Annotated in this window: 20 protein-coding genes; 15 read left to right on the top strand and 5 right to left on the bottom strand. The window is 65.4% G+C overall.

Going from position 1 to position 17,289, the window contains the following annotated elements; all coding sequences use genetic code 11:
• Nucleotides 1-42: 42 nt before the first annotated feature.
• The 4 genes from phnC (at nucleotide 43) to phnE (JQ627_RS14010) (ending at nucleotide 3,653) form a co-directional block, all read left to right on the top strand.
• On the top strand, nucleotides 43-852 hold the full coding sequence (gene phnC / locus JQ627_RS14025) for a phosphonate ABC transporter ATP-binding protein (RefSeq protein WP_212484765.1): 810 nt from the start codon (nucleotides 43-45) through the stop codon (nucleotides 850-852).
• Between the two features lie 59 nt (nucleotides 853-911).
• Nucleotides 912-1,847 carry a phosphonate ABC transporter substrate-binding protein gene (phnD, locus tag JQ627_RS14020; protein WP_212484764.1) on the top strand — a complete coding sequence of 312 codons (936 nt, stop codon included), beginning with the start codon at nucleotides 912-914 and terminating at the stop codon, nucleotides 1,845-1,847.
• A 76-nt stretch (nucleotides 1,848-1,923) separates the two neighbouring features.
• Nucleotides 1,924-2,808 (top strand): phosphonate ABC transporter, permease protein PhnE, encoded by an 885-nt coding sequence (phnE, locus tag JQ627_RS14015; protein ID WP_212484763.1) that lies wholly within the window; start codon nucleotides 1,924-1,926, stop codon nucleotides 2,806-2,808.
• Complete coding sequence (phnE, locus tag JQ627_RS14010) at nucleotides 2,805-3,653, top strand: phosphonate ABC transporter, permease protein PhnE (RefSeq protein ID WP_212484762.1); 849 nt, start codon at nucleotides 2,805-2,807, stop codon at nucleotides 3,651-3,653. Before phnE (JQ627_RS14015) ends, phnE (JQ627_RS14010) begins: the two co-directional genes overlap by 4 nt.
• Nucleotides 3,654-3,821: 168 nt before the next feature.
• Here the strand turns inward: phnE (JQ627_RS14010) and phnF are convergent, their stop codons facing one another.
• Complete coding sequence (gene phnF / locus JQ627_RS14005; protein WP_212484761.1) at nucleotides 3,822-4,550, bottom strand: phosphonate metabolism transcriptional regulator PhnF; 729 nt, start codon at nucleotides 4,548-4,550, stop codon at nucleotides 3,822-3,824.
• 119 nt (nucleotides 4,551-4,669) lie between these two features.
• Here phnF and phnG point away from each other — a divergent pair, with 119 nt between their 5' ends.
• The 9 genes from phnG to JQ627_RS13960 are packed head-to-tail and all read left to right on the top strand — an operon-like array spanning nucleotide 4,670 to nucleotide 11,652.
• A complete protein-coding gene (gene phnG / locus JQ627_RS14000; RefSeq protein WP_212484760.1) occupies nucleotides 4,670-5,134 on the top strand; it encodes a phosphonate C-P lyase system protein PhnG in 465 nt (154 codons plus the stop codon).
• A gap of 4 nt (nucleotides 5,135-5,138) precedes the next feature.
• Nucleotides 5,139-5,747: a phosphonate C-P lyase system protein PhnH gene (gene phnH, locus JQ627_RS13995; protein WP_212484759.1), complete on the top strand. Its 609-nt coding sequence runs from the start codon at nucleotides 5,139-5,141 to the stop codon at nucleotides 5,745-5,747.
• Nucleotides 5,748-5,751: 4 nt separating this feature from the next.
• On the top strand, nucleotides 5,752-6,855 hold the full coding sequence (locus JQ627_RS13990) for a carbon-phosphorus lyase complex subunit PhnI (protein WP_212484758.1): 1,104 nt from the start codon (nucleotides 5,752-5,754) through the stop codon (nucleotides 6,853-6,855).
• Nucleotides 6,852-7,742: an alpha-D-ribose 1-methylphosphonate 5-phosphate C-P-lyase PhnJ gene (locus tag JQ627_RS13985; protein ID WP_212484757.1), complete on the top strand. Its 891-nt coding sequence runs from the start codon at nucleotides 6,852-6,854 to the stop codon at nucleotides 7,740-7,742. Before JQ627_RS13990 ends, JQ627_RS13985 begins: the two co-directional genes overlap by 4 nt.
• The gene (gene phnK, locus JQ627_RS13980; protein ID WP_212484756.1) at nucleotides 7,735-8,532 is read left to right on the top strand and encodes a phosphonate C-P lyase system protein PhnK; all 798 of its coding nucleotides are present in this window, start codon (nucleotides 7,735-7,737) and stop codon (nucleotides 8,530-8,532) included. Before JQ627_RS13985 ends, phnK begins: the two co-directional genes overlap by 8 nt.
• 22 nt (nucleotides 8,533-8,554) lie before the next feature.
• Nucleotides 8,555-9,253 (top strand): phosphonate C-P lyase system protein PhnL, encoded by a 699-nt coding sequence (phnL, locus tag JQ627_RS13975; protein ID WP_212484755.1) that lies wholly within the window; start codon nucleotides 8,555-8,557, stop codon nucleotides 9,251-9,253.
• Nucleotides 9,254-9,264: 11 nt separating this feature from the next.
• Nucleotides 9,265-10,422, top strand: a complete 1,158-nt coding sequence (locus tag JQ627_RS13970; protein WP_212484754.1) for an alpha-D-ribose 1-methylphosphonate 5-triphosphate diphosphatase — start codon at nucleotides 9,265-9,267, stop codon at nucleotides 10,420-10,422.
• Nucleotides 10,419-11,015 carry a phosphonate metabolism protein/1,5-bisphosphokinase (PRPP-forming) PhnN gene (gene phnN, locus JQ627_RS13965; protein ID WP_212484753.1) on the top strand — a complete coding sequence of 199 codons (597 nt, stop codon included), beginning with the start codon at nucleotides 10,419-10,421 and terminating at the stop codon, nucleotides 11,013-11,015. The genes JQ627_RS13970 and phnN overlap by 4 nt, the downstream gene beginning before the upstream one ends.
• A 25-nt stretch (nucleotides 11,016-11,040) precedes the next feature.
• Nucleotides 11,041-11,652: a pyridoxamine 5'-phosphate oxidase family protein gene (locus tag JQ627_RS13960; protein WP_212484752.1), complete on the top strand. Its 612-nt coding sequence runs from the start codon at nucleotides 11,041-11,043 to the stop codon at nucleotides 11,650-11,652.
• Between the two features lie 191 nt (nucleotides 11,653-11,843).
• On the opposite strand, the gene JQ627_RS13955 is transcribed toward JQ627_RS13960, so the two are convergent.
• The gene (locus JQ627_RS13955; RefSeq protein ID WP_212484751.1) at nucleotides 11,844-12,575 is read right to left on the bottom strand and encodes an SDR family NAD(P)-dependent oxidoreductase; all 732 of its coding nucleotides are present in this window, start codon (nucleotides 12,573-12,575) and stop codon (nucleotides 11,844-11,846) included.
• A 389-nt stretch (nucleotides 12,576-12,964) separates the two neighbouring features.
• Here JQ627_RS13955 and JQ627_RS13950 point away from each other — a divergent pair, with 389 nt between their 5' ends.
• Nucleotides 12,965-13,186: a hypothetical protein gene (locus tag JQ627_RS13950; protein WP_212484750.1), complete on the top strand. Its 222-nt coding sequence runs from the start codon at nucleotides 12,965-12,967 to the stop codon at nucleotides 13,184-13,186.
• A 22-nt stretch (nucleotides 13,187-13,208) separates the two neighbouring features.
• A complete protein-coding gene (locus JQ627_RS13945) occupies nucleotides 13,209-14,162 on the top strand; it encodes a sulfonate ABC transporter substrate-binding protein (protein ID WP_212484749.1) in 954 nt (317 codons plus the stop codon).
• Nucleotides 14,163-14,168: 6 nt separating this feature from the next.
• On the opposite strand, the gene JQ627_RS13940 is transcribed toward JQ627_RS13945, so the two are convergent.
• The 3 genes from JQ627_RS13940 to JQ627_RS13930 form a co-directional block, all read right to left on the bottom strand.
• A complete protein-coding gene (locus JQ627_RS13940) occupies nucleotides 14,169-14,951 on the bottom strand; it encodes an alpha/beta fold hydrolase (RefSeq protein WP_212484748.1) in 783 nt (260 codons plus the stop codon).
• 4 nt (nucleotides 14,952-14,955) lie between these two features.
• Nucleotides 14,956-16,251 (bottom strand): O-acetylhomoserine aminocarboxypropyltransferase, encoded by a 1,296-nt coding sequence (locus tag JQ627_RS13935; protein ID WP_212484747.1) that lies wholly within the window; start codon nucleotides 16,249-16,251, stop codon nucleotides 14,956-14,958.
• A 184-nt stretch (nucleotides 16,252-16,435) separates the two neighbouring features.
• Complete coding sequence (locus JQ627_RS13930; protein ID WP_212484746.1) at nucleotides 16,436-17,236, bottom strand: IclR family transcriptional regulator; 801 nt, start codon at nucleotides 17,234-17,236, stop codon at nucleotides 16,436-16,438.
• Nucleotides 17,237-17,289: the final 53 nt, after the last annotated feature.

Below are 17,289 nucleotides of genomic sequence, written 5' to 3'. Positions count from 1 at the left end.
TGCCGGCGTTAGCGGTGGTTTCCAGCTACTCTGGAGCCCTGCATGCTGGTGGTTGAAGGTCTGACGTGCCGCTTCGGCGCAAAAGCGGCGGTGGACGACGCTTCGTTTCAAATCTCCCCCGGCGGGTTCGTCGGTGTGATCGGGCGCTCCGGCGCCGGCAAGTCGACCATGCTGCGCATGATCAATCGCCTGGCGACGCCGACGCAGGGCCGCATCCTGTTCGACGGCCTCGACGTCACGGCGCTGCGCGGCAAGGAGCTGCGGCAGTGGCGCGCGCGTTCGGCGATGATTTTTCAGCAGTTCAACCTGGTCGGCCGGCTCGACGTGTTGACCAACGTCCTGATGGGGCGCCTTGCCACCATGCCGGCCTGGCGTTCTCTCACGCAGACCTGGCCCGAGCAGGACAAGGCGCTGGCGATGTCGGCGCTCGAGCAGTTCGATATCGCCTCGCTCGCGGCCCAGCGCGCCGACCAGCTCTCCGGCGGTCAGCAGCAGCGTGTGGCGATCGCCCGCGCACTGGTGCAGCAGCCCGACATCATCCTTGCCGACGAGCCGATCGCCTCGCTCGACCCGCGCAACACCAAGATCGTGATGGATGCGCTGCTGCGCATCAATAAGCATTTCGGCATCACCGTGCTCTGCAACCTGCATTCGCTCGATCTCGCCCGCAACTATTGCGATCGCCTGATCGGCATGGCGCAGGGTCGCGTGGTGTTCGACGGCGCGCCGGCCGAGTTGACCGACCATGTCGCGCGCGAGCTCTACGATCTCGAAGCCTCCGACGTCATGGGCGGAATCCCCGTGCCGGCGCCTGAGGGCGTGCCGGCGCTCGGAACGGCCGCGGCCGCCTGAGCTCCGCCTGTAGTTGCCAACTTTTGCGTCAACCGACCCCAACCGATGAAGAGGGTATCATGATCACTCGCAGACTCATCCTCGCCGGCGCCGCCGCGCTCGCGTTCACGACCTCGGCCTCCGCCGACGACTGGAAAGCCAAATATCCCGAACTGACCTTCGCGGTCGTTCCGGCCGAGAACGCCTCCGGCGTCACCGAGCGCTGGGCGCCGTTCGTGAGCTATCTCTCCAAGGAACTGGGCGTGAAGGTCACGCTGCGTATCGCCAACGACTACGCCGCGGTCATCGAAGGCCAGCGCGCCGGCAACATCCAGATCGCCAGCTACGGCTCGGCGTCGTTCGCGCGCGCCCGCCTGACCGGTGTCAAGACCGACGCCTTCGCCAACGACATCAACGCCGACGGCTCGACCGGCTACTATTCGGTGTTCTTCGTCAAGGCGAGCAGCGCCTACAAGAAGGTCGATGACCTCAAGGGCAAGAACCTCGGCCTGGTCGACCCGAACTCGACCTCCGGCAACAACGTGCCGCGCTTCGAGCTCGACAAGATGGGCATCCCGGATGCCGACACCTATTTCAGCAAGGTCGTCTTCACCGGCAGCCATGAGAACGCGATCCTGGCGCTGGCCCAGGGCACTGTCGACGTCGCCGCCAACCAGTGGACCAGCGACGACGATTCCACGCTGGCGCAGATGCTGACCAAGAACATGCTGAAGAACGCCGACGGCTCGGCGATGAAGAAGGACGATTTCCGCATCATCCACAAGTCGGCGCCGATCATCAACGGCCCCTATGCCTACAATTCCGACCTGCCGGAAGGCGCCAAGGCGGCGATCGCGAAGGCGTTCTTCGACGCGCCGGCCAAGGACAAGGCCGCGTTCGACCGCCTCTCCGACGGCCAGAAGAAGGGTTTTCATCCCGCTACCACCAAGGATTGGGATGGCACGATCGAGCTGATCAAGTTCGTCGATGCACTGCGTAAGAAGAAGGCGTCCTGAGTTTCAGGACGATAGCACTGGAGCCGGGTCGATGGACCCGGCTCTTTCTCTTTGATCGACCACCTTCTCTGGCCAGATGACCGTCGCGGTTTCGATCCTCCCCGAGCAGCAGCTCGCCGTGCTCAACGCGGCCTATCGCCAGGCGGTCGCGCGCAAGCGACTCCGCCTCCTGTTGGGAGTTATGATCTTCGCCGCCGCGCTGGTTCTCGCCGCGATCGGCGCCGAAGTGAATTTGCGCACGCTTTTCACTTATTTCGGCAACTTCATCAGCTATTTCGACCGCATCCTCACGCTCGACAGCGGCCAGCGGGTCTGGACCGATTTCGGCGAGTGGCTGTGGGGCTGGCGAAAATGGCTGAAGATGCTGGGCGAGACGCTGCTGATTTCCTATGTCGGCACGCTGATCGGCGCGACTTTCGCATTCTGCCTGAATTTCTTCGCGGCCGAGAACACGTCACCGTCGCCCTGGCTGCGCTTCGTGGTGCGCCGCCTGCTCGAATTCGCCCGCACGGTGCCGGGCATCGTCTTCGCGCTGATCTTCGTGATCGCCTTCGGCCTCGGGCCGATGGCCGGCGTGCTGGCGATCGCGATCCACTCCACCGGCGCGCTCGGCAAACTGTTCTCCGAGATCGTCGAGAACGCCGACATGAAGCCGGTCGAAGGCATCCGCTCGATCGGCGCGAGCTGGCTCTCCTGCATGCGCTTCGCCGTCGTGCCGCAGGTGACCGCGGGCTATGCCAGCTATGCGCTGCTGCGCTTCGAGATCAATGTCCGCGAGGCCTCGGTCATGGGCTTCGTCGGTGCCGGCGGCATCGGCCAGGAGCTCGTCGTCGCCATCCGCAAGTTCTATTACTCCGACGTCAGTGCCATCCTGCTCACCATCATCATCACGGTCTTCATCATCGACATCACCACGGGCTGGCTGCGCGGCCGTCTGTTCGGCAAGGAGGCACGGACGTGACGAGACCGCAGGAGGTCGACACGCGCGAGCTTCGCGCGCGCTATCCCGATGTGTTCGACCGCCCCGCCTCGGCGCGGCTCGCGATGCCCGCGATGATCGTCGCGGCGTTTGCGATCCTGGTCTACGGCCTCGTCGATCTCGACTTCTCGCCGTCGCGATTCTTCGCAGGGCTGAGCCAGCTCGGCTGGATCAGCCTGATGATGATCCCGCCCGATCCCGGATCTTCGCTCCCGGTCTATCTGAAGGCGCTGGGTGAGACGCTGTCGATCGCATTGCTCGGCACGACGCTCGCGGCCGTGTTCGCGCTTCCGGTCAGCTTGCTCGCCGCTCGCAACGTCATACCCTCGCAGATCCTGCGCTTCCCTATCAGGCGTTTCCTCGATTCGATCCGCGGCGTCGACACGCTGATCTGGGCGCTGGTGTGGATCAATGTGGTCGGGCTCGGTCCGTTCGCCGGTGTGCTCGCCATCGCGGTGTCGGATTTCGGCGCGTTCGGCAAGCTGTTCTCGGAGGCGATCGAGGGCGCCGACCAGAAGCAGGTCGAAGGCATCCGCGCCTCCGGTGGCAGCGCATTGCACGAGATCCGTTTTGGGCTGTTGCCGCAGGTGCTGCCCGTGATCGCCGGCCAGGTGCTCTATTTCATCGAATCCAACACCCGCTCGGCCACGATCATCGGCATCGTCGGCGCCGGCGGCATCGGCCTCCAGCTCGCCGAGCAGATTCGTGTGCTGGAATGGCAGAGGGTGTCGTTCCTGATCCTGATGATTCTGGTCGCGGTCGCCGCGATCGATTTCATTTCGAGCAAGCTGCGCTTTGCGATTATTGGAAGACGGGCGGTCGCCTGATCACAGCTTCTTCTTGCCTTCTCCCCTTGTGGGAGAAGGTGGCGCGAAGCGCCGGATGAGGGGTATGTCTCCTCAAGCTCTGACGGGATTTGCGGAGACAGACCCCTCACCCGTCTCGCCGCTATCGCGGCGAGCCACCCTCTCCCACAAGGGGAGAGGGGAAGAGGCCTACGACTCCACCAAAAACTCCACGCGCTCCGCGGCAAAGCGCGAGTGCTTGGTCACCAGCGGCTTGCCCGCGAGATCGTGGTCGGTCGCGTCGACCACGAGGATCGGCCGTCCGAGCGGCAGATCGAGCCGCGCGGCGTCGGTCGCGTCGACGATGCCGGCGGTGATCCGGGTCGCGCCGCGGCTGTAGTCGCGGACGCCGTAATGCTCGAGCAGTTTCGTCATCGAGCGGGTCGCGGCGAACACCTCGCCCGCGCCCGGAAACAATTCCGCTGACAGCCAGGTGGTGGAGACGCAGATCGGCGTGCGGTCGGCGAGGCGTATCGCCTCGATCCGCACCAGCGGTGCGCCGGCCTTCAATCCCAGTTCCCGCGCCAGGTCTCGGGTCGCGACGTCGTCGGATGCCTCGATCAGCCGGCCATGCGGCTCGCGGCCGTCCGCGCCGACGATCTCGGAGAAGCGGGTGCGCGAGCGCAGCGGATAGGCGAGTTTCTGCGCCTCGACATAGGTTCCGCTGCCGCGTTCGGCGCGCACCAGGCCGCGTTCGGCCAGGGCTGCGAGCGCGCGCCGCACGGTGTGGCGGTTCACGCGATAGGTTTCGGCGATCTCCACCTCGCCCGGCAGCTTGTCGCCGGCCGCAAAGCGGCCGTCGGCGATGCCGCGCTCGATGCCGTCGGCAACGAGGCGCCACAGCGCGACGCCCGAAGAGGCTGTGTCCTGCATGCTCATGTCGCCGAGAAGCCTACTTCAGAAATCACACGTTTGTCACGAAACAGTCATGGCGCTTCCGTATCAAGTTGTCTATTATCATAGACAACTTGGATTCGGCAAGTTCGTAGAAAAGTTCGGTGGATTTGGTGACCCAGCACAACAACCAGCAAGCCCAGCGCAAGGCCGCGATGGCCGTGCTGGCGCACGCGGAGGCGGGCGAGATCGCCGCTCGCCTCCGCGCTCTCGCCCTGCCGGCTCATCAGGAGCTGCGCGCGCCGGAAAACGGCCTTGTCATGCTGCGCGGCCGGGTCGGCGGCGATGGCGCGCCGTTCAATCTCGGCGAAGCGACGGTGTCCCGCGCCGCGGTCCGGCTCGCGAGCGGCGAGGTCGGCTTCGGCTACGCGCTGGGGCGCGACGGCGAGAAGGCGCGGTTGATCGCGCTGTGCGACGCGCTGGCGCAGTCCAGTGATTTCGGCGAGGCGGTGGAGCGTGACGTTATCGCGCCGTTGCGCGAGCAGCTTATGATTCAGCGCAAGCAGGCGGCGGCCGAGACCGCCGCGACGAAGGTTGATTTCTACACCATGGTGCGCGGTGAGGGGTGAGGCCATGACCACGATTGCGGAACTGCCGCCGGGTTTCGCCGACAAGGTCTTGTCGGCGCAATCGACTTTTCGTTCGGTCATGGATGCGATGGCGCGGCCGGGCTCGGTCCAGCGCATCGTGCCGATGGCGGGTGCGCCCGGACCAGCGATGCGCGGCACTGCCGCGATCGCGCTGACGCTGTTCGACCACGACACGCCGCTCTGGCTCGATGAGCGGATGGCGGAGAGCTCCGACGTGGTGAAATGGCTCAAGTTCCACACCGGCGCGCCGGTGGTGCAGGACTCCTCGATTGCGAGTTTCGCGCTGATCAGTGACGGCGCCGCGCTGCCGTCGCTCGAGCGCTTCGCGCTGGGCACGAATGAGTATCCGGATCGTTCGACCACGGTGATCCTTCAGGTCGAGAGCCTGGACTCAGGTCGCAGTTTCGAGTTGCGTGGCCCCGGCATCGATGGTGTCGCGACGCTTCAGGCCTCGATCAGGCCTTTCGACCTGTTCGAACGGCTGCGGTTCAACGAGGCGCTGTTTCCGCGCGGCATCGATTTGGTGCTGGTCGCCGATGATGCCGTGGTTGCGATCCCGCGCACCACGCGTGTCGTGAACAAGGGAAGCTAGTCGCATGTATGTCGCAGTCAAAGGCGGCGAGCGCGCCATCGAGAACGCCCATCGCCTGCTCGCCAATGCGCGGCGTGGCGACCAGAGCGTTTCCGAAGTCACACTCGATCAGATCTCGGAGCAGCTTGGGCTGGCCGTGGACCGCGTCATGAGCGAAGGGTCGCTCTATGACCGCGAGCTCGCGGCGCTCGCCATCAAGCAGGCGCGCGGGGATCTGATCGAGGCGATCTTCCTGGTCCGCGCCTTCCGCGCCACGCTGCCCCGCTTCGGCACGAGCGAGCCGGTTGACACCGGCGCGATGCGGGTGCAGCGGCGGGTGTCTGCGACCTTCAAGGATATTCCCGGCGGCCAGATCCTCGGGCCGACCTTCGACTACACGCACCGCCTGCTCGATCCCTCTCTCGCCGAGGGGTTTGTGCCTGAAGTGCCCGCGACGGCTCAAGCTTCGACGGCGCCGACGCCGCGCGTGACCGATATTCTGGGCCGCGACGGGCTGATCGAATCCTCGCCGCGGGCCGAGGACGGGGCGAGCGTCGGCGATCTCACGCGCGAACCGCTGAACTTTCCGGCCGATCGCGACCTGCGCCTGCAAAATCTCGCGCGCGGTGACGAAGGGTTTCTGCTGGCCATGGGTTATTCCACCCAGCGCGGTTACGGCCGCAACCATCCCTTCGTCGGCGAGATCCGCTTCGGCGAGGTCGAGGTCGAATTCTTCGCGGAAGACGTCGGCTTCGCCGTGCCGCTCGGCTCGATCGAGCTCACCGAATGCCAGATGGTGAATCAATTCAAGGGCTCGGCGACGGAAGCGCCGTGCTTCACCCGCGGCTATGGCCTTGCCTTCGGCCAGAGCGAGCGCAAGACCATGTCGATGGCGCTGGTCGATCGCGCGCTGCGTGCCCGCGAGCTGGGTGAGGAAGTGGGAGCCCCGGCGCAAGATGAAGAATTCGTCATGTCACATTCGGACAACGTCCAGGCGACCGGCTTCGTCGAGCATCTGAAGCTGCCGCATTATGTCGACTTCCAGTCCGAGCTCGGCCTCCTGCGCAAGCTGCGCAAGGAGTTTGCCGAGGCCAACGCGCCCGATGCCATGAAGGAGGCCGCGGAATGAACGCGCCCGCCTACAATTTTGCCTATCTCGACGAACAGACCAAGCGGATGATCCGCCGCGCGATCCTCAAGGCGATCGCGATCCCCGGCTATCAGGTGCCGTTCGCCAGCCGCGAGATGCCGATGCCCTATGGCTGGGGCACCGGCGGCGTGCAGGTGACCGCGGCGATCCTCGGTCCCCAGGATGTGCTGAAGGTAATCGACCAGGGTTCCGACGACACCACGAACGCGATCTCGATCCGCAAATTCTTCGCCAAGACCGCCGGCGTCGCCACGACGACGGCGACGGATCAGGCGACCGTGATCCAGACCCGTCACCGCATCCCGGAGACCTCGCTGCACGCAAGCCAGGTGCTGGTCTATCAGGTGCCGATCCCCGAACCCCTGCGTTTCCTCGAACCGCGCGAGACCGACACGCGGCGCATGCATGCGCTGGCTGAATACGGCCTGATGCATGTGAAGCTCTACGAGGACATCGCCCGCTTCGGCCACATCGCCACCGCCTACGCCTATCCGGTGAAGGTGAATGCGCGCTACGTGATGGACCCGTCGCCGACGCCGAAATTCGACAATCCCAAGATGGACAATTGCCCGGCACTGCAATTGTTCGGCGCCGGCCGCGAGAAGCGCATCTATGCGATCCCGCCCTATACGCAGGTGGTGTCGCTCGATTTCGAGGATCATCCGTTCGAGCCGTATCGTTTCAACGCGCCCTGCGCGCTGTGCGGCGCCGAGAATTCCTATCTCGACGAGATCGTCACCGACGACAAGGGCGGGCGCATGTTCGTGTGCTCGGACACCGATTATTGTGAAGGCCGTCAGGCCGCCGGCCATCACGGCAGCCTGAGCGCTGCGCCGTACAAGGAGAAGGCGGGCTCACATGGCTGATCTCGATAGTCTCGAAAACGACCAGCCGCTGCTGGTCTCCGAGTCTCTCAGCAAGTCCTATGGCCGCATCGCCGCGTGCCGCGACGTGTCGTTCTCGCTCTATCCCGGCGAGGTGCTGGCGATCGTCGGCGAGTCCGGGTCGGGCAAGTCGACACTGCTGCAGATGCTGTCGGGCCAGCTCGCGCCGAGCGCCGGCCAGGTCTCTTACCGGATGCGCGACGGCGTCACCCGCGATCTCACGAGCCTCGGCGAAGCCGAGCGGCGCTTCCTGTTCCGCACCGATTGGGGTTTTGTGCATCAGGATCCCGCGCAGGGCCTCCGCATGGCGGTGTCGGCCGGCGCCAATGTCGGCGAGCGGCTGATGGCGGTGGGCTGGAATCACTATGGCCGCATTCGCGACACCGCGTCGGACTGGCTCACCCGTGTCGAGATCGACATCGCGCGCATCGACGATGCGCCGCGGACCTACTCCGGCGGCATGCGCCAGCGCCTCCAGATCGCCCGCAACCTCGTCACCGAGCCGCGGCTGGTGTTCATGGACGAACCGACCGGCGGCCTCGATGTTTCCGTGCAGGCCCGCCTGCTCGATCTCGTGCGTAGCCTCGTCGCCGAGTTGCATCTCGCCGTCATCATCGTCACCCACGATCTCGCGGTCGCCCGGCTGTTGTCGCATCGCGTGATGGTGATGAAAGGCGGCCGCGTCATCGAGACCGGTCTCACCGACCAGGTGCTCGACGATCCCCGTGAGCCCTATACCCAGCTCCTCGTCTCCTCGATTCTGCCGCCATGAGCCTTCCAAGATGAGTTTTCCGATGACCGCCATGATCGACATCGCTGATGCCAAGAAGACCTTCACGATGCACCTGCAGGGCGGCATCGAATTGCCTGTCGTCAGCGGCGTGACCTTCCACGTCAACCCCGGCGAATGCGTCGTGCTCTCCGGCCCGTCGGGTGCTGGCAAATCATCGATCCTGAAGATGATCTTTGGCAACTACCGCTGCGATTCCGGCCGCATCGGCATCCGCCATCGCGGCGCGGTGGTCGATCTCGCCACCGCCGAGCCGCGGCAGGTTCTCAATATCCGCCGCTCCACGATCGGCTATGTCAGCCAGTTCCTGCGCGCTGTGCCGCGGGTTGCGACCATCGACGTCGTCGCCGAGCCCCTGATCGTGAACGGCCTGGCGCGCGCGGAGGCGCAAGCCCGCGCCGGCGAGTTGCTGCACCGCCTCAACATTCCTGAAAGACTCTGGCAGCTCCCGCCCGCGACGTTCTCCGGCGGCGAGCAGCAGCGCGTCAACATCGCGCGCGGCTTCATCTCGGATCTGCCGATCCTGCTGCTGGACGAGCCGACCGCTTCGCTGGATGCCGCCAACCGCGCCGTCGTGGTCGAGCTGGTTGCCGAGAAGAAACGCCAGGGCGTCGCCATGGTCGCCATTGTCCATGACGACGAAATCCGCCATTTGATTGCCGACCGTATTGTTGACGTCACCAGCTTTGCCGCCGCGGCCTGAAGGAAATGGAAATGAATGCCAAGCCGAAGGAAACAGTGATCGCCAACGCCAGGATCGTGCTGGCTGACCGGGTGATCGAGCAGGGCTGGCTCGCTCTTGCCGACGGGCGCATCGCCGAGATCGGCGAGAGCAGGGCGCCCGCCGGTGCCGAGGATGCCGGCGGCGACCTCATCATGCCCGGCCTGATCGAGCTCCACACCGATCATCTCGAAGCGCATTACGTGCCGCGCCCAAAGGTGTTCTGGAATCCGGTTGCCGCCGTCATCTCGTATGACGGCCAGCTCGCCACATCAGGCATCACCACCGTGTTCGACTCGCTCCGGGTCTGGCGCGAGGACGGCGCCGAGGAAGTCGATGGCCGCGCCGGCGTGCTCGCCGCCGCCATCACCACCGCGCGCGACGCCAGCCTGCTGCGCGCCGACCACTTCCTGCATCTGCGCTGCGAAATCCCGATGCCGAGCGTGGTGGAGGAGGCCAAGGAGCTGATCGACCGTCCCGACGTCAAGCTGATGTCGCTGATGGACCACACACCCGGCCAGCGCCAGTTCCGGGACGAGGTCAAGCTGCGCGACTATTATCGCGGCAAGGGCGGCGGCAAGACCGATGCCGAGCTCGACGAGCTGTTCGCGAAACGCTTCGAGTACCAGAAGGCCTATGCCGCGACCAACATGCGCGAGATCGTGGCGCTGGCGCATCAGTACAAGATTCCCCTCGCGAGTCACGACGACACCACCGACGAGAATGTTGCAGACGCCGTGCGCGATCGCGTGTCGGTGGCGGAATTCCCGACCACGCTGGAGGCCGCGCGCGGCCTGCATCAGGCCGGCATCGACATCCTGATGGGCGCGCCGAACGTCGTGCGCGGCGGCTCGCACTCCGGCAACATCGCCGCGGTCGATCTCGCCCGCGAGGGCCTGCTCGACATCCTGTCGTCGGACTACATCCCGTCCAGCCTCCTGATGGCCGCGCTGCAATTGCCGGAGCATGTGCGCGCGATCAGCCTTCCGGCGGCGGTTCGCACCGTGACGAAGGCGCCAGCCGAGGCGGTTGGCCTGTCGGATCGTGGCGAGGTCGCGACCGGCAAGCGGGCCGACCTGATCCGTGTGCATGTCGCGGGCGACGTTCCCGTGGTCCGCAGCGTCTGGCGCGAAGGACACCGCGTCGCATGAGCGAGACCGCGACCATGGCACACGATGAGGCCAGCGGGATCGGACCCGGGCGGCTCGTGCTCGTGGTCGGTCCCAGCGGCGCGGGCAAGGACACGCTGTTGCGGCTCGCGCAGGCGGCCTGCATTGACGATCAGGACGTCGTCTTTCCGCGCCGTGTCGTGACGCGCGAATCTTCCGACGCCGAAGACAATATGGCGATGAGCCAGGACGAATTCCGCCGCGCGCGCGAGCACGGCGATTTCGCCGTGCACTGGGAAGCGCATGGTCATTCCTACGCTCTCCCGCTCGAAATCAACGATGACATCCGTGCTGGCCGGGCCGTCGTCGCCAATGTCTCGCGCACGGTGATCGGCGCGCTCCGCCAGGCCTATGCCAACGTCGTGGTGGTCGCGATCACGGCGCCGCCGGACGTGCTGGCGCAGCGGCTCGCTGCCCGGGCCCGGCACAGCGACGGCAATATCGCGGATCGCCTTGCGCGCAGCGTCGACGACGCATCGGCCAACGCCGATGTCACCATCCTCAACGCGGGCAGCGCGGATTATCACAGCCGTCAGCTTGTGCGCGTGATCAGGAACGAAGGCTGGCTCGAATAGAGGCCCGCGCAACCAGGAGAGCGGAATGACGGTGATCAATACGGTCGAAGAACTGGAGGCTATCTACGGCGCCACCAATGACGCCTCGACCGTGAAAGTCGCCGACCATGTCACACCGCTCTACCGCATCTTCATCGAGAAGGCGCCGTTCGCCGCGCTCGCCACCATCGGGCCTGAGGGTATCGACTGTTCGCCGCGTGGCGATCTTCCCGGCTTCGTCCGCATCCATGATCCGAAGACGCTGATGCTGCCGGATCGCCGCGGCAACAACCGGGTCGATTCCTTGCGCAACATCGTGCGCGATCCCAGGGTATCGTTGATGTTCCTGATCCCCGGCTCCGGCAACGCGGTGCGGGCCAACGGCCGCGCCCATCTGTCCGTCGATCCCGAGCTGCTCGCCTCGTTCAAGGTCGAGGGCAAGGCGCCGCGCAGCGTCATGGTGATGGAGGTCGACGAGATCTACTTCCAGTGCGCCCGCGCCATCGTCCGCTCCGACCTCTGGAATCCGGACAAGCGGATCGATCCCAAGACGCTGCCAACGCCCGGCCAGATCCTCGCCGAGATGAGCGAGAACAGGGTCGGCGGCGCCGAGTATGATCGCATCTGGCCGGAGCGGGCAGCTGCGACGATGTGGTGATCACCTTCTTTTCCCTCCCCCCTTGTGGGAGAGGGTGGCTCGCCGCGTAGCGGCGAGACGGGTGAGGGGTATCTATCCGCGAGCTCATCTCTCAATCGGCGTGCGCGGAGAGATACCCCTCATCCGGCGCTTCGCGCCACCTTCTCCCACAAGGGGAGAAGGAAGAGAGAGCCCGCGGTTACTGCATTGCCCTAATTGAACGCCATCCCGCCGCTCAGCGCGATGGTCTGCCCGGTCATGTAGGCATTGTCGACCAGCAGCATCACGGCTTTCGCGACCTCATCCGCCGTGCCGAAGCGGCCGAGCGGAATGCGGCTGACGAGTTGCGGCTGGCCGCTCATCATATCGGTCTCGATCAACGACGGCGCCACCGCGTTGACGGTGATGCCTTCCTTCACCAGCCGCGCCGCATAACCGCGCGTCAGTCCCTCCATGCCGGCCTTCGACGCATTGTAGTGCGGGCCGATCGAGCCGGCGCCGCGTGCAGCGCCCGAGGAGATGTTGACGATGCGGCCCCATTTCCGCGCGCGCATCTCTGGCAGCACCGCCTGCGTGCACAGGAAGACGGATTTCAGGTTGACCAAAATGGTGCGGTCGAAATCGTCCTCGGTGAGATCGTCGACGCCGCGCGTGATCGCGATGCCGGCATTGTTGACGAGGATATCGATCGGGCCGAGCCCGGCCGTGACGCGCTCGGCCATGCCGGCGACAGCCTCGCGCTGCGAGACGTCGGCGGCAACGACGATGGCACGGCCGCCTTGCTTCACGATCTCGCCTGCCAGCTGCTCGGCCTGCCCGATCTGCTCGCGGCAGTTGATCGCCACGGCCGCACCTGCTTCGGCCAACGCGCGACAGACGGCCGCGCCGATCCCGCGCGAGCCGCCGGTGACGAGCGCCGTGCGCCCCTTCAGATCATCCGCCATATCAGGACCTCCCAAATCGACCACCTCGTGGTTGCTGGAAGCGTATCATGTCGGCCACACGCCCGTGTTGAACTCATCGCGAGATGAATCCGACTGTCAGTGCTTGCGGTGGGAGAAGCGCCCGAGCGCACCGCTGCCAAATATGGATAGCCATTTCATTGACCAATCGCGCCAATCGCTCGATATTCGGAACGTCGAAATTGCTCCTCGAGCTTGATGCCGCAATATGAGAACCGATCACCAGCGTAACCCTGACGACATGCAGGCGTGCATGACGCGGCGCTGTTTCTCGGCGGCCACCGGCGCCTGTTGTTGCTGACCGCATCCTAGCAACTTCTCACACCGCAAATTTAAAGACAGGAACGCCGAACTTCGGCGAACAAGCAGCCATGTCCCAAGCCCAATCGAACGCCTACATCATCGAAATTCACGACCGCGCCGCCGGTATCATCACAAGAGACGAGCGTGGCTTCCGCTTCTTCTCCTCCGAACGCCTGTTCGACAGCCTCGAAGGCCGCCAGTTCCGCTCGGCGCGCGAGGCCGAGCGTGCGGCCCGCGCTGTGTTCGCCGAGCGGAGCGGGCGCACGAGTTCCTCACTCTTCGCCAACTGAACCTGACGCAAAGGGCCCCAACATGATTGCACGACGACATATTCTGACCGCAGCGCTGCTGTTCGCGACCGCCCTTGCCGCGCCCGCGCGCGCCGAGGACAAGCCGGCGGAAATCCGCATCGGAACCCAGAAGGGCGGCTTCTTCCCGGCCGTGCGCCAGCGTCAGACGCTCGAAAACGCCTTCAGGCCGCTCGGCATCGAGATCAAATGGGTCGATTTCCAGTTCGGTCCGCCGCTGCTGGAGGCCATCAACGTCGGCAGCGTCGATTTCGGCTTCGTCGGCGACACGCCGCCGATCTTCGCGCAAGCCGGCGGCGCAAAAATCAAATATGTCGCGGCCGTGAAGTCGGAGGGCGACAACCAGGCGATCATCGTGCCGAAGGATTCGCCGATCAAGACGCTGGCCGACCTCAAAGGCAAGCGCGTCGCTTTCGGCAAGGGATCGAGCGCGCACAATCTCCTGGTCGCATCGCTCGAAAAGGCCGGCCTGTCGTGGTCCGACATCACGCCGGCGCCGCTCGCGCCCGCTGATGCGACGGCGGCCTTCGTGAAGGGCTCGGTCGACGCCTGGTCGATCTGGGACCCCTATCTGGCGCTCGCCGAACTGAAGGAGAACGCGCGCGTTCTCGCTTTCGACAAGGACGTCCACAAGCCGAACGCCTATTACATCTCCAACACCGATTTCGTGGAGAAGTATCCGTCGCTGGTCGCAAAGCTCAACACGACCTTCGCGTCCGAAGGCAAGTGGGCGGAAGCGCACCACGAGGAGGTCGCAAAGGCGCAGTCCGAGGCGACCGGCGTCGACATCGACGCGGTCCGCCGCTTCGTCAACCGCTCCAGCTATAGCGTGGTGCCGCTCGACGCCGAGGTGATCAGGACCCAGCAGGCCGTCGCCGATCGTTTTGCAAAGCTCGGACTGATCCCGAAGCCGGTCAACGTCTCCGACATCGTCTGGAAGTGGACGCCGGGGTCGTGAGCGGGCTCAGCCCTTCAGCGCGGCCAGCAACTCATCCGGACGCTCGGCCATGATCATGTGGCCCGCGCCCGGCACTACGACGGTCTTCGCATGCGGGATCGCCGCGGCGAGCGCCTTGCCAGCCTTCGCCGGTGTCATCATGTCGCGCTCGCCGAGGATGAGGGTCGCCGGCACCTTGATTGTCGCGGCGGCAGCGAGCGCATTCGCGTAAGCATTGCAGGCCGACAAATCCTTGAACAGCACGCCGGGCTCGCAGGACTTCAGCACAGCCTGCGCGCCACCATGCATCCACAGGCCCGGTGCGAGACTGCCGCCGAGCTCCGCGTTGAAGCCGAGTCCCCAGATCGAGACCATGTCGTTGGCATCCTGCGAATTGGCTTCGGCAGCCCTCAGCAGATCCGGGCCCACCGTCATGGTCGCGGCGGTGCCGATCAGGCTCAATGCGGAGACCTTGCCGGGGTGTCGCGCCGCGGTCTCCAGCGAGATCAGTGATCCCATGGAGTGGCCGATCAGATGCGCTTTCTTAGCTCCTGCCGCATCGAGCAGCGCCGCAGTCCAGTCGGCCATCTCCGCGATGCTTGACAGCGAAGGTCCGGCCGAGCGGCCGTGACCGGGCAGATCCGGCGCCAGCACGCCAAAGCCGTGATGGGCGAACCAGCGCGTGTGTAGCGCCCAGGTCGAATGATCGAAGCCGGCGCCATGGATGAAGACGACCGCGGGCAGGGACTTGTCGAATTCGCGGCCGCCGGTTGCGACAAACGCCTCGGCGCCGTTGACAGTGAGCTTCATGGTGTCAGACCTTTTGCGAGATGCGCAGCGCCTGCGCAAGATCGTCGATGATGTCGCTTGCCGTCTCGATGCCGACCGACAGCCGCACCAGCTCTTCGCCGATGCCGGCGGCCTTGAGCTGTTCGGCGTCCATCTGCTGATGCGTGGTCGAGGCGGGGTGGATCACCAGCGTCTTGGCGTCGCCGACATTGGCGAGATGGCTGATCATGCGGAGCGATTCGATGAACTTGCGCCCCGCGGGCCGCCCACCCTTGATGCCGAAGGAGACGATCGAGCCCGCGCCGCGCGGAAGCAGCGTCTTTGCGAGCTGGTAGTCCGTGTGGTCCTCAAGCGAGGGATGCAGCACCCAGTCGACGGCCTTGTTGGCCTTCAGGGCTTCCAGCACGAGGTGCGTATTTTGCATGTGGCGGTCCATGCGCACGCCGAGCGTCTCCACGCCTTGCAAGAGCTGGAATGCGTTGGTCGGTGACAGGCAGGCGCCGAAATCGCGCAAGCCCTCGGTGCGTGCGCGCATGATGAAGGCGCTCGTGCCGAACTGTTCGTCGAAGACGATGCCGTGGTAGCCGCCATAAGGCTCGGTCAGCACGCCGAACTTTCCGGAGCCGCGCCAGTCGAAGCGGCCGCCGTCGACGATGGCGCCGCCGATCGCGATGCCGTGGCCGCCGATCCATTTGGTCGCCGAATGCATGACGATGTCGGCGCCGAGCTCGATCGGGCGGCTGAGATAGGGCGTGGCAAAGGTATTGTCGATCAGCAGTGGGATCTTTGCCTCATGCGCGATCGCCGCGACCTTTGGAATGTCCAGCACCTCGAGCCCTGGGTTGCCGATGGTCTCGCCGATCACGAGCCTGGTGTTCGGCTTGATCGCTGCGCGGAACGCGTCGAGGTCGCGCGGCTTGACGAAGGTGGTGGTGATGCCGAAGCGCGGCAGTGTGTGCGCCAGCAAATTGATGGTGCCGCCATAGAGCGAGCTCGACGCCACGATATGGTCGCCGGCATTCAGGAGCGTCGCGATGGCCAGATGCAGCGCGGCCATGCCGCTCGCGGTGCAGATCGCGCCGACGCCGCCTTCGAGCGCCGCCAGCCGCTCTTCCAGCACGCCGGTGGTCGGGTTGGAGATGCGCGTATAGATATGGCCGGCACGCTCGAGATTGAACAGCGCGGCGGCGTGGTCGGAATCCTGGAACACGTAGGATGTGGTCTGGTAGATCGGCACTGCGCGGGCCCCGGTCGCGGGATCCGGATGCTGGCCCGCATGCAGGCTCAGGGTCTCGAAGGCAGGCGGTTTTGGCGCGGGCATGCGTGGCCTCGTTGGTCGGTCGTCGGAAGCGGCCGTTGTGCCATAAATTGGTACGGAACGTCAGCCCATTGACTATTCACAAGAGGTCGTCATGCCCGGGACAAGCCCGGCCATGACGCTGTGATGGCCTTAATGCGCCCCCGCTCGTATGCGATTGACTTACCGCAGGCGGGGAGAAGCGAAGCTAGCCGTGGATCGCCTGCTCGATGCTGCGCGCCTCCCGCAGCAGGATCTCCACGACTTCCTGCTCGCGGCGCGGGCCGAGCCTCGTCCGAACGGCGGAGACCGTCATCGCTGCGGCCGGCTGTCCATCCGGCGTCTTGATCCAGGTGGAGATCGATTTCGTGCCCTGCACGAGGCCGATCTCCCTCATGCCGTACCCCAGCCGTCTCGCGGCAGTGACCTGGCCGAGCACCGTCGCAACGTCGGTCCGGTAGGCCGCAAATCTCTTCTCGTTGGCTGCGACGATTTTTCGCGCGTCCGGCGCCGGCATCGCGGCGAGGATGGCGACGCCGGCGCTGCTGACGCCGAGCGGCCGGCGCGCGCCGACCTCGATCGACAGCACCTGGATCGGATAAATGCCGATCCTGCGATCGACGCACAGCGTGTCGTTGCCGGTCCGCACCGTCAGGAATAGCGTGTCGCCGATCTCGGTGGAGGCACGTTGCAGCGACGGGTTCGCCGCGACCAGCAGTCGCGACGGCCGCGGGCGTGCGAGAGCAAGCTCCGGCACCTGATTGCCGATTGCATAGCGGCCGCTCCGGCCGTGCCGTTCGACAATGCCTTCCTCGATCAGCACGTGGACGATGCGATGTACGGTCGGACGGGTGAGGCCGGTCGTTCGCACGACCTCGGCCAATGGCACACCGTCCTCGCGACCTGCGGCAAGAATGCGCAGCACGGCGAGCGCGCGCCGGATCGCCTGCGCGCCTTGTCGCGGCTCCAGCGCGCTGCGGGCGGATTTCCTGGAGTTTGTCTTGTCCATAATATGGACAAGAACGCCACAATTCACTCGACAGGTAAAGCGCTCGTCTGGAG

It is taken from the genome of Bradyrhizobium liaoningense (assembly GCF_018130785.1).
Classification (GTDB): Bacteria; Pseudomonadota; Alphaproteobacteria; order Rhizobiales; family Xanthobacteraceae; genus Bradyrhizobium; species Bradyrhizobium liaoningense_A.
This window is presented reverse-complemented; position numbering and strand designations above follow the sequence as displayed.